At 39.7% G+C, this 16931-nt stretch carries 19 protein-coding genes, 1 tRNA gene and 1 pseudogene; 17 read left to right on the top strand and 4 right to left on the bottom strand.

Annotated elements, in window-relative coordinates; all coding sequences use genetic code 11:
- Positions 1 to 21: 21 nt before the first annotated feature.
- Both HT693_RS04880 and HT693_RS04885 read left to right on the top strand, forming a co-directional pair.
- Positions 22 to 1638 carry an ABC transporter substrate-binding protein gene (locus HT693_RS04880; RefSeq protein WP_000669750.1) on the top strand — a complete coding sequence of 539 codons (1617 nt, stop codon included), beginning with the start codon at positions 22 to 24 and terminating at the stop codon, positions 1636 to 1638.
- A 9-nt stretch (positions 1639 to 1647) separates the two neighbouring features.
- Positions 1648 to 2967 carry a glycoside hydrolase family 32 protein gene (locus tag HT693_RS04885; RefSeq protein ID WP_000502536.1) on the top strand — a complete coding sequence of 440 codons (1320 nt, stop codon included), beginning with the start codon at positions 1648 to 1650 and terminating at the stop codon, positions 2965 to 2967.
- A gap of 209 nt (positions 2968 to 3176) precedes the next feature.
- On the opposite strand, the gene HT693_RS04890 is transcribed toward HT693_RS04885, so the two are convergent.
- Together HT693_RS04890 and HT693_RS04895 are read right to left on the bottom strand one after the other, a co-directional pair.
- Positions 3177 to 3249: transfer RNA gene (locus HT693_RS04890), tRNA-Lys, on the bottom strand.
- 264 nt (positions 3250 to 3513) lie between these two features.
- Positions 3514 to 4785: a replication-associated recombination protein A gene (locus HT693_RS04895; RefSeq protein WP_172924972.1), complete on the bottom strand. Its 1272-nt coding sequence runs from the start codon at positions 4783 to 4785 to the stop codon at positions 3514 to 3516.
- Positions 4786 to 5044: 259 nt separating this feature from the next.
- Here HT693_RS04895 and HT693_RS04900 point away from each other — a divergent pair, with 259 nt between their 5' ends.
- The 11 genes from HT693_RS04900 to pepF all read left to right on the top strand — a co-directional run bounded on the left by HT693_RS04900 (position 5045) and on the right by pepF (position 12385).
- A complete protein-coding gene (locus tag HT693_RS04900) occupies positions 5045 to 5284 on the top strand; it encodes a hypothetical protein (RefSeq protein WP_000818078.1) in 240 nt (79 codons plus the stop codon).
- Between the two features lie 154 nt (positions 5285 to 5438).
- A complete protein-coding gene (locus tag HT693_RS04905) occupies positions 5439 to 5627 on the top strand; it encodes a hypothetical protein (RefSeq protein ID WP_000196536.1) in 189 nt (62 codons plus the stop codon).
- A 136-nt stretch (positions 5628 to 5763) separates the two neighbouring features.
- On the top strand, positions 5764 to 5943 hold the full coding sequence (locus HT693_RS04910; RefSeq protein WP_001132284.1) for a type II toxin-antitoxin system HicA family toxin: 180 nt from the start codon (positions 5764 to 5766) through the stop codon (positions 5941 to 5943).
- A gap of 36 nt (positions 5944 to 5979) precedes the next feature.
- Positions 5980 to 6432 (top strand): type II toxin-antitoxin system HicB family antitoxin, encoded by a 453-nt coding sequence (locus HT693_RS04915; protein WP_101514652.1) that lies wholly within the window; start codon positions 5980 to 5982, stop codon positions 6430 to 6432.
- A gap of 290 nt (positions 6433 to 6722) precedes the next feature.
- Entirely contained in the window at positions 6723 to 7193 is a 471-nt protein-coding gene (locus tag HT693_RS04920; protein ID WP_000257084.1) for a DUF3013 family protein, read from the top strand.
- A 55-nt stretch (positions 7194 to 7248) separates the two neighbouring features.
- Complete coding sequence (locus HT693_RS04925; protein ID WP_138701967.1) at positions 7249 to 7791, top strand: hypothetical protein; 543 nt, start codon at positions 7249 to 7251, stop codon at positions 7789 to 7791.
- Positions 7792 to 7840: 49 nt separating this feature from the next.
- Positions 7841 to 8275, top strand: coding sequence for an NUDIX hydrolase (locus HT693_RS04930; protein WP_000421871.1), 435 nt, complete (start codon positions 7841 to 7843; stop codon positions 8273 to 8275).
- Positions 8272 to 8745, top strand: a complete 474-nt coding sequence (locus HT693_RS04935) for a GNAT family N-acetyltransferase (protein WP_000631889.1) — start codon at positions 8272 to 8274, stop codon at positions 8743 to 8745. The genes HT693_RS04930 and HT693_RS04935 overlap by 4 nt, the downstream gene beginning before the upstream one ends.
- Before the next feature lie 137 nt (positions 8746 to 8882).
- On the top strand, positions 8883 to 9833 hold the full coding sequence (gene prmA / locus HT693_RS04940; protein WP_138704707.1) for a 50S ribosomal protein L11 methyltransferase: 951 nt from the start codon (positions 8883 to 8885) through the stop codon (positions 9831 to 9833).
- Position 9834: 1 nt separating this feature from the next.
- Positions 9835 to 10578, top strand: a complete 744-nt coding sequence (locus HT693_RS04945; RefSeq protein WP_119947616.1) for a 16S rRNA (uracil(1498)-N(3))-methyltransferase — start codon at positions 9835 to 9837, stop codon at positions 10576 to 10578.
- Positions 10579 to 10588: 10 nt separating this feature from the next.
- A complete protein-coding gene (gene pepF / locus HT693_RS04950) occupies positions 10589 to 12385 on the top strand; it encodes an oligoendopeptidase F (RefSeq protein ID WP_138704708.1) in 1797 nt (598 codons plus the stop codon).
- Between the two features lie 60 nt (positions 12386 to 12445).
- Here pepF and HT693_RS04955 read toward each other — a convergent pair whose 3' ends face one another.
- Complete coding sequence (locus HT693_RS04955) at positions 12446 to 13123, bottom strand: metalloregulator ArsR/SmtB family transcription factor (protein WP_000433071.1); 678 nt, start codon at positions 13121 to 13123, stop codon at positions 12446 to 12448.
- A 267-nt stretch (positions 13124 to 13390) separates the two neighbouring features.
- On the opposite strand from HT693_RS04955, the gene HT693_RS04960 reads away from it, so the two are divergent.
- The 3 genes from HT693_RS04960 to HT693_RS04970 are packed head-to-tail and all read left to right on the top strand — an operon-like array spanning position 13391 to position 16000.
- Positions 13391 to 14503, top strand: coding sequence for a ThiF family adenylyltransferase (locus HT693_RS04960; RefSeq protein ID WP_100104391.1), 1113 nt, complete (start codon positions 13391 to 13393; stop codon positions 14501 to 14503).
- Entirely contained in the window at positions 14473 to 15243 is a 771-nt protein-coding gene (locus HT693_RS04965; protein WP_000966495.1) for an ABC transporter ATP-binding protein, read from the top strand. The genes HT693_RS04960 and HT693_RS04965 overlap by 31 nt, the downstream gene beginning before the upstream one ends.
- The gene (locus HT693_RS04970) at positions 15236 to 16000 is read left to right on the top strand and encodes an ABC transporter permease (RefSeq protein ID WP_101514658.1); all 765 of its coding nucleotides are present in this window, start codon (positions 15236 to 15238) and stop codon (positions 15998 to 16000) included. The genes HT693_RS04965 and HT693_RS04970 overlap by 8 nt, the downstream gene beginning before the upstream one ends.
- A gap of 264 nt (positions 16001 to 16264) precedes the next feature.
- Here the strand turns inward: HT693_RS04970 and HT693_RS04975 are convergent.
- Positions 16265 to 16519: pseudogene (locus tag HT693_RS04975) on the bottom strand (hypothetical protein); the annotation flags it as partial.
- 44 nt (positions 16520 to 16563) lie between these two features.
- Here HT693_RS04975 and HT693_RS04980 point away from each other — a divergent pair.
- Positions 16564 to 16872 (top strand): hypothetical protein, encoded by a 309-nt coding sequence (locus HT693_RS04980; protein WP_226372382.1) that lies wholly within the window; start codon positions 16564 to 16566, stop codon positions 16870 to 16872.
- Positions 16873 to 16931: the final 59 nt, after the last annotated feature.

Here is a 16931-nt window from a genome sequence, read left to right on the forward strand (position 1 = left end):
AAAAATAAAAGGAGTTTTCTCATGAAATTCAAAACATTCTCAAAATCAGCAGTTTTGTTGACAGCTAGTTTAGCAGTACTTGCAGCCTGTGGCTCAAAAAATACAGCTTCAAGTCCAGATTATAAGTTGGAAGGTGTAACATTCCCGCTTCAAGAAAAGAAAACATTGAAGTTTATGACAGCCAGTTCACCGTTATCTCCTAAAGACCCAAATGAAAAGTTAATTTTGCAACGTTTGGAGAAGGAAACTGGCGTTCATATTGACTGGACCAACTACCAATCCGACTTTGCAGAAAAACGTAACTTGGATATTTCTAGTGGTGATTTACCAGATGCTATCCACAACGACGGAGCTTCAGATGTGGACTTGATGAACTGGGCTAAAAAAGGTGTTATTATTCCAGTTGAAGATTTGATTGATAAATACATGCCAAATCTTAAGAAAATTTTGGATGAGAAACCAGAGTACAAGGCCTTGATGACAGCACCTGATGGGCACATTTACTCATTCCCATGGATTGAAGAGCTTGGAGATGGTAAAGAGTCTATTCAAAGCGTCAACGATATGGCTTGGATTAACAAAGATTGGCTTAAGAAACTTGGTCTTGAAATGCCAAAAACTACTGATGATTTGATTAAAGTCCTAGAAGCTTTCAAAAACGGGGATCCAAATGGAAATGGAGAGGCTGATGAAATTCCATTTTCATTTATTAGTGGTAACGGAAACGAAGATTTTAAATTCCTATTTGCTGCATTTGGTATAGGGGATAACGATGATCATTTAGTAGTAGGAAATGATGGCAAAGTTGATTTCACAGCAGATAACGATAACTATAAAGAAGGTGTCAAATTTATCCGTCAATTGCAAGAAAAAGGCTTGATTGATAAAGAAGCTTTCGAACATGATTGGAATAGTTACATTGCTAAAGGTCATGATCAGAAATTTGGTGTTTACTTTACATGGGATAAGAATAATGTTACTGGAAGTAACGAAAGTTATGATGTTTTACCAGTACTTGCTGGACCAAGTGGTCAAAAACACGTAGCTCGTACAAACGGTATGGGATTTGCACGTGACAAGATGGTTATTACCAGTGTAAACAAAAACCTAGAATTGACAGCTAAATGGATTGATGCACAATACGCTCCACTCCAATCTGTGCAAAATAACTGGGGAACTTACGGAGATGACAAGCAACAAAATATCTTTGAATTTGACCAAGCAACTAACAGCCTCAAACACTTACCACTAAACGGAACTGCACCAGCAGAACTTCGTCAAAAGACTGAAGTAGGAGGACCACTAGCTATCCTAGATTCATACTATGGTAAAGTGACAACTATGCCAGATGATGCCAAATGGCGTTTGGATCTTATCAAAGAATATTATGTTCCTTACATGAGCAATGACAATAACTATCCAAGAGTCTTTATGACACAGGAAGATCTGGATAAGATTGCCCACATCGAGGCAGATATGAATGACTATATCTACCGCAAGCGCGCTGAATGGATTGTAAATGGCAATATTGATGCTGAGTGGGATGATTACAAGAAAGAACTTGAAAAATACGGACTTTCAGATTACCTCGCTATTAAACAAAAATACTACGACCAATACCAAGCAAACAAAAACTAGAGGTTGATTATGGGAGATAAGAAATACACAGTAGAAAAAGCCAATCGTTTTATAGCAGAAAATAAACATCTCGTAAATACTCAATATAAGCCTGAAGAACATTTTTCAGCTGAGATTGGTTGGATCAATGATCCAAATGGATTTGTCTATTTTCGTGGAGAATACCATCTCTTTTATCAATTCTATCCTTATGATAGTGTTTGGGGGCCTATGCACTGGGGACATGCTAAAAGTAAGGACTTGATGACTTGGGAGCACTTGCCGGTGGCACTTGCTCCTGACCAAGATTATGACCGCAATGGATGTTTCTCAGGTTCTGCCATTGTCAAGGATGATCGCCTCTGGCTCATGTATACTGGGCATATCGAAGAAGAAACAGGTGTTCGTCAAGTGCAAAATATAGCATTTTCAGACGACGGGATTCACTTTGAAAAGATTGAACAAAATCCAGTTGCAACTGGAGCAGACTTGCCAGATGAGTTGATTGCTGCTGATTTTCGTGATCCAAAACTCTTTGAAAAAGATGGACGCTATTACTCCGTAGTAGCTGCCAAACACAAGGATAATGTGGGCTGTATCGTTCTACTAGGGTCCGATAACCTAGTAGAATGGCAGTTCGAATCCATCTTTTTAAAAGGGGTAGAACACCAAGGCTTCATGTGGGAATGCCCAGATTACTTCGAGTTAGAGGGGAAAGATTGCCTTATTATGTCACCCATGCGTTATCAGCGTGAGGGAGACTCATATCATAACATCAACTCATCGGTTTTGTTCACGGGTAAGGTAGATTGGGGAGAAAAACGTTTTATCCCAGAATCAGTTCAAGAAATTGATCATGGCCAAGACTTCTATGCGCCTCAAACATTGTTGGACGATCAAAATCGTCGTATCCTGATTGCTTGGATGCAGACATGGGGGCGTACCCTTCCAACCCATGACCAAGAACACAAATGGGCATGTGCCATGACTTTACCTAGAATTCTAAGATTGGAAGATGGCAAACTAAGACAATTCCCTGTTAAAAAAGGCCAATATCAAATCCAAATAGATAAAGATTGTCATTACCGCTTAGGAAATGATACAGATTATCTTGAATTTGGTTATGTCAGTAATGCGCAGCAAGTTTACATTGATCGTAGCCATCTTGTTCAAAAAATTCTAGGTGAAGAAGAACAGGATACAAGCCGACGGTATGTAGATATTGAAGCTAAAGAATTGGATGTTATTTTAGATAAAAATTCCATCGAGATTTTTGTTAATCAAGGCAAAGCAAGCTTGACTGCAACTTATTACTTAACAGTGCCAGCTGAGCTATCACGAATCGATTAAAAATAAAGTTATTTCTCCTAAAGAAAAAGTTCTCTTTCTAAAATAGTGGAAAGAGGACTTTTTGTGTTTTGGGTATATAAGCTTAGTTTATGGTATTTGTAAAATTGGTGTTGGATTATGATTTAAACTAGTTTTCTAAAGAATTTGAAAAAAATTTTATTTAAGCAAAAAAAAACCTTGGTTCCAAGGCTTTTCCTGTTGTATGTAGATGCCCCCTACAGGGATCGAACCTGTGACCCACGGATTAAGAGTCCGCTGCTCTGCCAGCTGAGCTAAGGAGGCAAAGAAAAAAGCTGTATTGGTGCCGAAACTTCACGGTTTGTATTGAACCCGCGCAATTAAGCAGGTGGGCAACTCGCTCTAACTGAAGCTGTTTCCGTGTGAGACGGCCTACATGCTGTTAGAAGACTTTTGTTTCCCTAATAATACAAAAAATAGTCGGTCAACACTTAAGTGTGAAGTCGTACACCACAGCGTTTCTATACTTATATGATACCACTTTTTCAAAAAAAATCAAGAGGAAAGTGCAATTTTTTGAAAAGGATTTCAGATTTTTCGCAAACGGTCGATAGCTTCCTTTCTTTGAGCCAAGGCCCGTTCATATTTACCAGTATCTTCTGCTTGGAAATAGTGATGATTACGAATTTTTTCTGGCAGATAGTCTTGCTTGACCCAATTTCCAGGATAGTTGTGTGGATAGAGATAGTCTTGGGCATTGCCAAGTTCCTTGCTTCCACTGTAGTGCCCATCACGCAGGTGTCGCGGAATAGGCAAGTGCCCTGATGTTTTGAGGTCAGCAAGTGCCTTATCCATAGCTACATAGGCTGAGTTGGATTTTGGAGAAAGGGCCAAATCAATCACGACATTGGCAATGAGAATGCGGGCTTCTGGGAACCCAATCTTCTGGGCAGCATCCAGAGCAGTCACGGTATGAATCTGGGCCTCAGGATTGGCTAAGCCAATATCTTCATAGGCGATAACAGTCAAGCGACGAGCGAGACTAGGCAGATCCCCAGCCTCAATCAAGCGGGCAGCATAGTGGAGACTGGCATCCACATCTGAGCCACGGATAGACTTTTGCAGGGCAGATAGAACATCATAGTGACCGTCTCCATCCTTGTCCATAGTGATGTAGCTTCTCTGAAGACTATTTTCCATGATGTCTAAGGTGATGTGGCGAATGCCCTTGTCATTCTCAGGGGTAGAGAGAACAGCCAAGTCCAGTGAGTTAAAGGCAGAGCGAAGGTCTCCGTTTGTAGAGGATGCGATGAAATCCAGCGCATCCTCATCTAGTTCTATTGGAAAATCAAAACCACGTTCAGGGTTACTTAGAGCTATCTGCAGGGCCTCTTTGACGTCTTGGTTAGACAGAGGTTCCAACTCGAAAATTTGAACACGGCTACGAATGGCAGGAGTGACAGAGAAGAAAGGATTTTCAGTCGTTGCTCCAATCATGATGACCAGTCCACTTTCCAAGAGAGGCAAGAGGAAGTCTTGCTTGGTCTTATCTAGTCGATGAATTTCGTCTAGCAATAGGACGAGACCACCAGAAAATTTAGCTTCTTCCGAGATTTCTTGCAGTCGCTTTTTACTATCAACTGTCGCATTGAAAGTTCGAAAGGCATACTTGGTCGTTCCAGCGATGGCAGAGGCAATACTGGTTTTGCCGATTCCCGGAGGGCCATATAGAATCATGGAGGACAGGCGGTTGGCTTCCACCATGCGGCGGATGATTTTTCCAGGTCCGACCAGATGCTCCTGACCGATGACCTGGTCGATGGTTTTAGGGCGCATGCGAAGCGCGAGATTGTCTGGCATAGCAGTCCTTTCTAGCGTGGATTTGAGTAGAATGACTGATCTACTATATCCATTCTAGCCTATTAGTTGTGATATTTCAATGGTTTTGTAATAATCAGGGAGTGAGATAGAATCTTTTTTACTATTTAATTTAATGAGGAGAGGTATCAGCATGAGAGATTTGATTTTCTTTAAAGCTCAAAATAGGATAGTTGAGCCTAAAGAAGTGGAAGTGCTGACTTGAGAAATAATATTGCTAAATGTCATTGTATGAACTATAATGAAAAGAGAGGTGATAAGCAATGGAAATGATGGACCAAGTCAGGAAATTTTGATTTTTACAAAACAAATTCGTCATTGGATTCTTAGTGATCAAGTTATTTCAGGGAAAAGAAAACTTTTCTTCCGGGAAGATACTCCAAAAGAGATTTTAGATTTGTACGAAAACATTAAATCTAAACTTGATTTTGCTTACCAAGAAGTTCATTCTAATAATGGGTTGAAAAAATATGAAAAATAGAATAATTGATGTTTTTGAAGTAGTAAATCGCCTCCTTGTAATAACTGTTGAAAATCCTGATTTCGAAGACTTGAGAGTTAATCATACTCAATGAAAATCAAAGAGCAAACTAGGAAACTAGCCGCAGGCTGTACTTGAGTACGGTAAGGCGACGTTGACGCGGTTTGAAGAGATTTTCGAAGAGTATCAGTTTGTAAAAATTGGAGATAAAAAATATAGAGTACGCAGTGTTCCTATGATTCATTCAACTCCGCCTCAATCTGTCTTAGATCGAGATACTTTTACAATTGACTATACAGATGATGAATTGCTCGATAAAGAAGCAGTTTTTACTACTCATTAGAAAAATAGGTATGAATAAATTGGCTTCCCTTAGAACCACATCTAGGGGCTTTTATGTATAATAGAATAATAAGTATCACTCCTTTACAATACGTGTAACACGTGTTATAATGGTGTTGTCAGGAGGTAAAAGCGCTATGCCTATGACACAAAAAGAGATGGTTAAACTCCTTACGGCCCATGGTTGGATAAAGACTAGAGGCGGTAAAGGCTCCCATATTAAAATGGAAAAGCAAGGGGAAAGACCTATCACAATCCTTCATGGTGAGCTGAATAAGTACACTGAAAGAGGGATAAGAAAGCAAGCTGGGTTGTAAAATTCAGCCCCTGCTTTTTGATATGGAGGTAGTGAAATGTTAGTTACGTATCCAGCTTTATTTTATTATGACGACACAGACGGAACAGAAGCGACTTATTTTGTCCATTTCCCAGATTTTGAATACTCAGCTACACAAGGAGAGGGGATTTCTGAGGCTTTGGCTATGGGGTCGGAGTGGCTAGGGATAACTGTTGCAGATTTGATAGAGAGTGATGGAGAGTTACCTCAGCCATCAGATATCAATAGCTTGTCTTTAATTGATAATGATCCTTTTAAAGATGATGACAATTTCGTGTCAACCTATGACCTTGATAAATCTTTTATTTCTATGGTATCTGTTGATGTATCAGAATACCTAGGAAGTCAGGAACCCATTAAAAAGACTTTGACCATACCAAAATGGGCAGATAAGTTGGGACGAGAAATGGGACTTAACTTTTCTCAGACTTTGACAGACGCTATTGCAGATAAGAAAGTTCAAGCCTAAGATTAAGCGTGGTATCGTGGTAATAGTCAATAAAAAAGCACGTCCACTTGTGCTAGTTACTCGCCTATTGATTTTATAGATTTATTAGCCCTTTCGAGGGCTTTTTATATTGATTTTTATGAGAAATGAAGAAATCAGACTTTTAAGAAAATCACTGATACCAAGGGTTTAAATGAGGTAATATGGTATAATTAGGACATAAAATAATTTTGTGGTAAGATGGTAGTATCTATTTTAGCATATTTCCGAGCAATCGGGGCGATTAAAGAGTCGCATAGAAAGAGGACAAAATGGCAACATACGGATTTTTAGATATTTTAGAGGAAGAGTTGGACAAGAACTTTCCCTTTGATTTTGAGATTAGTTGGGACAAACGCAACCATGCGGTAGAAGTGAGTTTTCTATTGGAAGCGCAAAATGCTGCAGGTGTGGAGATGGTGGATGAAGACGGAGAGGTTTCATCAGATGACATTCTTTTTGAGGAAGCGGTCCTTTTCTACAATCCTGCTAAGTCAACCGTCAATGCAGAAGACTATTTAACGGTTATCCCTTATCTACCTAAAAAAGGATTTTCTCGCGAGTTTTTAGCTTATTTTGCCCTTTTCCTTAAAGATACTGCTGAGGTTGGGCTAGATACCCTCATGGACTTTTTGGAAGACCCAGAAGCAGAGGAATTTGTCATGGAATGGAACCAAGAAGTCTTTGAAGAAGGAAAAGTTGGCTTGGAAGAGGGAGAATTTTACCCTTATCCGAGGTATTAGAAAAGATTCTAAGTGGACATTTTTAAATAATGAATTCAAGGAGAAGGGGGAGATTATGCTAGAAAAAGTCAAACAGTTTTTCAGGAGCAGGTCAGCTAAAACTGAGCCGTCAGTTGATATTCTTCCCCGCAATCGCTTTGCGGATCTAGATTTCGAGAGAGTATTGAAGTCAGGAGCTCGTCGCCTTGTTAATGAGGAAGGACGCTATGCTGAGGATGGGAAAATCACAGAACTTGAATTTCCTGAAGATTTTGCGGAATTTGAATTTCTAGTTGGTTTTAAGACGGAGGAAGAAGAGCAGTTTCAGCAACTATTAGCTCGTTTAAATAGTATTGACAATGCTATTCAGTCCTATTTGGAAAGTGAGATGCAACAACCCATCCCTCAGTATGCCAAGGATCTCGGCTATACTCAGAAGAGGTGGGAGAAAACCTTTTACTTCCATACTTGGATATTAAGTGATGAGGAAAACCCGCCTAATCTTCGCTATGTTGCAGATTATGTAAATGATGAGTTTACGGTTTATTTTGCTAAAAAACATGGCAGATGGCAAGCATACTGGGATGCAGAGTGCCAAAAAGTAATCGAAGAAAGCTAGCTCGTATTTTCCTAGAGAGTAATTGTTATCATAGAAAAGAGTAAATATCATGGAATTATTGAATAGCAGAATGGATTTCCAAGGTTGCAAGATTGCCCTCTTTTGTGGGGATAAGCTACTGACGATTTTGCGTGATGACAAGGACGATATCCCTTGTCCCAACATGTGGGAGTTGCCAGGTGGTGGCCGTGAAGGGGACGAAAGCCCTTTTGAATGCGCTCGGCGTGAAGTTTATGAGGAACTGGGAATTCATTTAGATGAAGACTGTCTGCTTTGGAGCAAGATTTATCCTAGCGTAATTTTTAAAGGCAAGAAATCGGTCTTTATGGTTGGTCAGCTAAGACAAGAACAATTTGACAATATCATCTTCGGAGATGAAGGACAGGGCTATAAATTGATGCCTATTGAGGAATTTCTCAATTCTAAACAGGCAGTGCCTCAGTTGCAGGGAAGATTGAGAGATTATTTGGAGGAAAGTTTATGATAACACTTGTTCGAGCGGGAGCAGAGGATTTAGAAACTATTATTGCAATTCAGAGAGCCAGCTTTAAGGCTGTTTATGAAAAATACCATGATGAATATGACCCTTATCTCGAGGACTGCGAACGAATTAAGTGGAAATTAGTCGAGCGTCCCAATAGCTATTACTACTTTGTAAAAGAAGATGAAGAAAACATCGGATTTTTACGAGTTCAGACCAATGCCGAGTTAACGAAAGCTTGGTTGGGAACGGCAGCGATTTTGCCTCAGTATCAAGGAAAAGGGTATGGATCTAAAGGTTTAAGCTTACTGGAAAAAGAATTTCCAACCATCACACAATGGGATTTGTGTACGGTGTTACAGGATGCAGGCATGGTTGCTTTTTACGAGAAAAACGGCTATCGTCAAATCCACATTGAGGCTGAAAAAGAAGGCATGGATATGGTCTACATGAAAAAATTGATAGAGAAATAGAAAGGATGGTTCGGTTAAATTTCTAAACTGAACCCGCCCTAAACACGGTGCCAAAAAGATAAACTTCTCTTAGACACAAACGTCTTCAGAGAGTTTCCTATTTTGGCTTTGTGTTTTACGGGCTTGGTATCTTAATAATGGAAACATGGCAAGAGTTAAAAGTTACAGTGAAGCGTGAGGGAGAGGAGTTGGTTTCCAATCTCTTGATTGAGCTGGGAGCGCAAGGAGTCGCAATCGAAGACAGTATGGACTATGTGGGAAATGTTGACCGCTTTGGCGAGATTTTCCCAGAGGTGGAGCAGCAAGAAGAAATCGTAGTGACAGCCTACTACCCTGACACGGTGGATGTGACAGTGGTTGAGGCGGATTTGCAGGCTCGTCTAGCAGAATTGACAGATTTTATGGATTTGGGAGAGTTAAAAATAGGTACGACTGCCTTGGCTGAGGAAGACTGGGCAGACAACTGGAAGAAATACTATGAACCTGCTCGCATCACTCATGATTTGACCATCGTTCCCTCTTGGACAGACTATGAGGCGACTGCGGGAGAAAAAATTATCAAGCTGGATCCTGGTATGGCCTTTGGTACGGGGACCCACCCAACTACCAAGATGAGCCTTTTTGCCTTGGAACAGGTTCTTCGTGGTGGCGAAACGGTGCTAGATGTGGGGACTGGTTCAGGGGTTCTCTCTATTGCCAGCTCGCTTCTGGGGGCTAAAGAAATTTTCGCCTATGACCTGGATGATGTGGCGGTTCGTGTGGCTCAGGAAAATATTGAGCTCAACCCTGGCATGGAAAATATCCATGTAGCGGCTGGAGATTTGCTTAAGGGTGTGGAAATTGAGGCAGATGTGATTGTGGCTAATATCTTGGCGGATATCCTCATTCATCTGACAGAGGATGCTTATTGTCTGGTCAAGGACGAAGGCTACCTGATCATGAGTGGCATTATCAAGGATAAGTGGGACATGGTGCGCGAGTCGGCTGAATCAGCTGGATTTTTCCTTGAAACCCATATGATTCAAGGGGAATGGAATGCCTGCGTCTTCAAGAAGACCAAGGATATTTCAGGTGTGATTGGAGGCTAGGATGCAACAGTATTTTGTCAAGGGGAGTGCAGTCTCTCCTGTCACCATCGAGGACAGGGAAACCAGCAAGCATATGTTTCAGGTTATGCGCTTGAAAGAAGATGATGAGGTTACTTTGGTCTTTGATGATGGAATTAAGCGCTTGGCGCGCGTGCTGGATGTGGAAGCTCGTCAGTTTGAATTGGTAGAAGAACTAGATGACAATGTGGAACTGCCAGTCCAAGTGACCATCGCATCTGGCTTTCCCAAGGGGGACAAGCTGGAGTTCATCGCTCAAAAAGTAACCGAACTGGGTGCCAGCCAAATCTGGGCCTTCCCTGCCGAATGGTCGGTAGCCAAATGGGATGGCAAGAAATTGGGTAAAAAGGTTGAAAAATTAGAAAAAATTGCCCTTGGAGCAGCAGAACAAAGCAAGCGTAATCTAGTACCGAGTGTCACACTTTTCGAGAAAAAAGCAGATTTTCTAGCTCAGCTGAACCAGTTTGACCGCGTCGTAGTAGCTTATGAAGAGTCGGCCAAAGAAGGAGAAGCCGCTGCGCTTTTACAAGCAGTTACTGGACTCGAGAAGGGAAATAAATTGCTCTTTATCTTTGGTCCAGAAGGCGGTCTCTCACCTGCAGAAATTGAGAGTTTTGAAGCTAAGGGAGCGGTTCTTGCAGGACTTGGTCCTCGTATTTTGCGAGCAGAAACAGCACCACTTTACGCTTTATCAGCCCTTAGTGTTTTATTAGAATTAGAGAAATAAGAGGAAGAAAATGGAACAAAAACACCGTTCAGAGTTTCCAGAAAAGGAACTTTGGGATTTAACAGCTCTATACCAAGACCGTGAAGATTTCTTGCGTGCAATCGAGAAGGCTCGCGAAGACATCAATCAATTTAGCCGTGATTACAAGGGTAATCTTCATACTTTTGAGGATTTTGAAAAGGCCTTTGCGGAATTGGAACAAATCTACATCCAGATGAGCCATATTGGTAACTATGGTTTTATGCCGCAGACGACAGACTATAGCAATGACGAATTTGCCAATATTGCCCAAGCTGGGATGGAATTTGAAACAGCTGCCAGCGTAGTATTGACCTTTTTTGACGATGCTTTGGTAGAAGCTGATAAGGAAGTCTTGGACCGTTTGGGTGAATTACCACATTTGACCGCAGCTATTCGTCAGGCAAAAATCAAAAAAGCCCACTATCTAGGGGCTGATGTGGAAAAAGCCTTGACCAATCTGGGTGAAGTTTTCTACAGTCCGCAGGATATTTATACTAAGATGCGTGCTGGGGATTTTGAAATGGCTGACTTTGAAGCCCATGGCAAGACCTACAAAAACAGCTTTGTGACCTATGAGAATTTCTACCAAAACCATGAGGACGCTGAGGTTCGTGAAAAATCTTTCCGTTCCTTCTCAGAAGGTCTTCGTAAGCACCAAAATACGGCTGCAGCAGCCTATCTAGCCCAAGTCAAGTCTGAAAAACTATTGGCAGATATGAAGGGCTACGAATCAGTTTTTGATTATCTTCTAGCTGAGCAGGAAGTGGACCGTGCCATGTTTGACCGCCAGATTGACCTCATCATGAAGGATTTTGCACCAGTCGCTCAGAGATACCTCAAGCATGTTGCCAAGGTTAATGGTCTTGAAAAGATGACCTTTGCAGACTGGAAATTGGATTTGGATAGTGCCCTCAATCCTCAAGTGACCATTGACGACGCCTATGATTTGGTCATGAAGTCGGTAGAACCTTTGGGACAAGAATATTGTCAGGAAGTTGCTCGCTATCAAGAAGAGCGCTGGGTGGACTTTGCTGCCAATAGTGGCAAGGATTCCGGAGGTTATGCGGCGGATCCATATCGCGTGCACCCTTATGTCCTCATGAGCTGGACAGGTCGTTTGAGCGATGTCTATACTTTGATTCATGAAATCGGGCATTCTGGTCAATTCATCTTTTCAGACAATCATCAGAGTTACTTCAATGCTCACATGTCGACCTACTATGTCGAAGCGCCGTCAACTTTCAATGAATTGCTACTCAGTGACTACTTGGAGCACCAATCTGACGACCCTCGTCAAAAACGCTTCGCTCTGGCTCACCGCTTGACAGACACCTACTTCCATAACTTTATCACTCACCTTTTGGAAGCAGCCTTCCAGCGTAAGGTGTATACATTGATTGAAGAAGGGGAGACCTTTGGAGCAAGCAAACTCAACAGTATTATGAAGGAAGTTTTGACGGATTTCTGGGGAGATGCCATTGAAATTGACGATGATGCAGCTTTGACTTGGATGCGTCAAGCTCACTACTACATGGGCTTGTATAGTTACACTTACTCAGCTGGACTAGTCATCTCGACTGCTGGTTACCTTCATCTAAAAAATTCAGAAACTGGAGCTGAAGACTGGCTCAAACTTCTCAAATCAGGTGGTAGTAAGACACCACTTGAGTCAGCCATGATTATCGGAGCGGATATTTCAACAGATAAACCACTTCGTGATACCATCCAATTCTTGTCTGATACGGTTGATCAGATTATCGCCTACAGTGCCCAGTTGGGAGAGTAAGGGGAATAGAGAGGTTGTTATAGAATTGGTATGGACAGTTATTTGCTTAAAAATCTATGTTTAAATCCCCCACTCCTTTTCGAGGAATTCTTTGCCCTGCTCTGTAATGGTAAGTGAACGTGGCGTTTGTGCAGGGATGACCAATTGTTTTTCACTGAAAAATTCTAAAAGAGCATTGCCGAGAGCTCCGCCGACATGATTTTTACGTTCGCTCCAATCCAAACATTTAGGGCAAAATTTCCGTTTTTTCTTTTTCAATTCATCCGTATCAATGTGTAATTTTCTTTGGAAATAAGACTTCCCAGCTTCAGTGAGTTGGAAGTCTTTTTCTGATTCGCTGAGGAGATTTTCTTGCAAGAGATAATTGGTAATGGAAATGCCAAGCTCACCAGCAATATGGTCATAGCAGGTGCGAGCGACCTTTAATTCCTTTTTGTGAATGTGTTGTTTATAACTTTTGACATCACGCTGAGGAGAGTAGAAGCTGAGAAATTCCAGCATTTCTGCAATGGCAGCACTTTTTAAAGAATAATAATGAAAACGTCCATAGGTTTGTAGAGTGGTTACCTGTGCTTCGGTAAGTAATTTGAGGTGATAGCTGACAGTATGTTGCTTGATTTTGGTAAAGCTGGCAATTTCGTTAACCGTGTGAGCTTTTCCATCCATTAGAATATCTAAAATGTGCATCCGAGAAGGGTCTGATAAGAGTTTTGTGATGATGAAAATATCTGGTTCCATAAAAATTTTCTCCAAATTTCATATATCGATGATTTTCTATCTTTTATTATACTATAATTAAAGCACAAGATAAATAGATTTTTAAAATGTTTTACTAGAGAATATTTTAAATTTTATTGTCTGAGTTTAAATGGAGGTAAAATTACAAAAGTAATTGCAGCAGTATCCACAGTTGAAGGACGTTAATCTTAAGATTACATTCTCAACATTTTTTCAAAAGTGAATGGATTTTTCCATTCCTTTTGTCTATTTTAGGAGGAAATAGAATTGAATTTACCTAAAATTAAAGATATTCATAGTGTCCTATTTTTAAAGGATAAAATTAGATTAGGTATAGGAAAAGATTATGGTATTGAGATTGAGAATCTGGATGAGAAGTATACTCAGCTCATTAAGCTTCTCGATGGACAATACACAATCAATGAAATTTGTAGCTTAGTTGATAGCTTGTCCCCTAATGAGGTAGAAGAAAGTATTTCTTTACTAGATACACTAGGGTATTTGGAGGATAATTTTGTTACTACAACTGAATTAACTTCAGAAGAATTGGACAGATATTCCGTAAATCTTAACTTTTTTAATACTTTAGATACATTATCTTTAACAAAATATGATTATCAGTTAAAATTAAAAAAGACGCGTATTTTGCTCTTAGGTATTGGTGGTATAGGAAGTAATATCTGTCTAGCATTGGCTGAATTAGGTATAGGGCATATTACAGCAGTTGATTTTGATACGGTAGAAGCTAGTAATCTCAATAGACAAATTTTGTATTCGACATCTGATATTGGAAAAAGAAAAGTAGAGGCTGCAAAAGAGTCGCTTAGAAAGTTTAATCCTTTAATTGAATTTGAGGTACTTGATAAAGAGATAGGTTCAAAAGAGGATGTTGATGAGTTAATAAAAACTTCAAAATGTGATATCGTAGTAAATGTTGCAGATTATCCAACAGGCTATATTGATTTTTGGGTCAATGAAGCTTGTGTTCAATACAATAAATTATGTCTGTCTGCTGTGGTGGGTAAGAAAAATGGGAAAGTATATTCAATTATTCCGTATAAAGCAGCGTGCTATTACTGTCAGTTTTTAGAGGATTTGGAAAAAATTCCTGAGTATGCTGAGGAGTTGGAGACTGTTCGTACGATGACAAATTCATTGGAACTAGAGATGTTCAGAACTCCGAATGGTGCTTTAGGTTCTGCTTGTCTATTTCAAGGGTATTTTATTTCGTTTGAAATTTTAAGATATATTTTTTGGGGATACGAAGCATTGCTAACATTTAATAAAAGATTCTCAATTGACTTTATAACATTCGAACAACATTTTGATGAATTAACAAAGTATCCAACATGCTCTATTTGTGGGGGAAAGAAAGAGTGAAGAAGTTAAGTGTTAAAAATCTAAAAAAGCAATATGGTTCTTATGAAGCTGTCAAGGGAATTAGCTTTGAATTGGGAGAAGGAGAGTGTTTGGGTATCTTGGGAATCAACGGTGCTGGCAAAACATCCACTTTAAAGATGATTTACTCACTGACCTCAATTTCCTCAGGAGAGATTGATATCTTGGGGCAAAATATTGAAACCAATCGTCGTAAGAGTAAATCTTGTCTGGGTATTGTAGGGCAGGAGGATATGCTGGACATGACCTTGAATGTTTATGATAATCTTTTTGCTCACGGTCTATGTTATGGTATCTCATCTGTCGAACTTAGGAAGAGAATCGATTCTCTCTTGGATTTTGTTCAACTGAGCAAACATGCGCAAAAGATGGTGAATCAACTGTCGGGTGGGATGCGACGACGTCTTGTCTTGGCAAGAGCTCTCATCAATCGGCCTGATATTATCATTTTAGATGAACCGACAGTTGGTTTAGACATTCAATCCCGCAATATTATTTGGGATAAACTTTTGGAGTTGAAGGAATTAGGTGTTTCCATCATTATTACTTCCCACTATATGAATGAGATTGAATATTTGACAGATAGGGTGCTGATGCTCCACCAAGGGACTATCAAAGAAGAAGGAACTGTAGAAGACTTGCTCATCAAGTATGATGCTGACAACCTTGAGACGCTTTTTTTGGGGTTGACTGGGACAGAGAAGGAGGACTTGCATGTTTAAGTTATCATTTCAGTCCATCGGACACGTTGTGGTACGCAACTACATGAGTTTTAGAAATTTATTTAAAATTTCAATTGTCCCCAACCTTATCGACCCCCTCTTTTATCTTTTAGCAATGGGATTTGGAGTTGGTGCCTATTTGACGCATGTTAACGGTATGCTCTACCGTGATTTTGTCATTACAGGTTTAATTGCTGCGACTGCCATGTCTGCGGCCACCGCAGAAACAACGGTCAATGCCTTTATCCGGTATAAGATTGAAAAGACTTATGATGCTATGTTGATGACGCCAATCAATACGAGTGATATTGTGGTGGGTCAGGCTATCTGGGCAGGTATTCGTGCAGTGATTTTCGGTGGGATTTTTTGGCTGATTTCCATGCTTATCACAGCGCATTTTCATGTCTTGATGTTATTGATTCCTCTGATTTTATTTATAGTGGGTTATTTGTTTGGTGTTTTAGGACTAATCTTTACCTACTTGGCACCGTCTAGGGAATTTCTGAATTACTACAATGTTTTGGTAATCCGTCCTCTTTATATGTTTTCAGATACCTTCTTTCCCATTACTTCCTTGCCCCCAATACTTGGTGATTTGACTTGGTTTTCTCCCTTGTATCACGCTACCCGCATGATTCGTATTATATGGGGAGGTGAGGTGACAGGTTTGTATCTTCATCTTATCTGGTTGATAGCCTTGGCGCTCTTGATAACGGTGCTTCCTATGTATATGTTACATCGTAGATATTATAGATAGTCTAATTATTTGTGATGTTGTAGTCATATTCTAATTTATACTAAACGTTATTCGAATTTGGACAGGTATGGGAACTGTGCCTATCAATATTGTAATGTATTGAAGTTGAAATGGTACGGTTCAGTTTCTAAAATATTGTTAGAAATTATAGTGAAATGAAATAAGAACAGGATAAATCGATCAGGACAGTCAAATCGATTTCTAAGAATGTTTTAGAAGTAGAGGTGTACTATTCTAGTTTCAATCTACTATGTTTTAAATTCCCTAATCAATTTGTATAGTCTTTATTTCATTGCCAAATTTCAAGTTCAAGTTATCCATCAAGAAGTCTTCTCTGGGGGACTTGTAGTTCAAGTGTTTTTTAGGATAGTTATTAATCCAATTTTCGATGAATGCGACTTCTTTGGGAGTCGTTTTCTTAGTTCCTTTAGGTAACCATCTCCGAATGAGCCTATTGTGATTCTCATTAGTTCCCCTTTCCCAAGAGACATAGGGGGGTGCATAATAGATATGCTCCTTATAGAGCGGTAATCAAGAAAACACGACATTTTTTAAAAACAGATATGGGAACACATAGAGTAATTCCTTTATATTTATTTAATTTAGAATTATTATTAAAAAATAATTTGTTAGATAGCGCTCAATTTTTTATAGATGATTTAGAAAATTTACTGACCAGACAAGGATATTATTTTGAAAAGACTTATTTGCTTTTTTTAAAAGGTATTTATCTCATAAAAACGAATCAAGTAGAGTTAGGTAAAAAAGAATGTTATAAAGCTATGAGAATATTTAAGGAATATAATGATAGTGTCACAATAGAGAAATTAAACAAGACCTTTAAATCAGATTTTACCATTTATACTCAATGAAAATCAAAGAGCAAACTAGGAAGCTAGCCGCAGCTTGCCCAAAGCACTGCTTTGAGGTT

Origin of the sequence: Streptococcus sp. 2154 (assembly GCF_013277255.1) — a bacterium.
Taxonomy (GTDB): domain Bacteria; phylum Bacillota; class Bacilli; order Lactobacillales; family Streptococcaceae; genus Streptococcus; species Streptococcus pseudopneumoniae.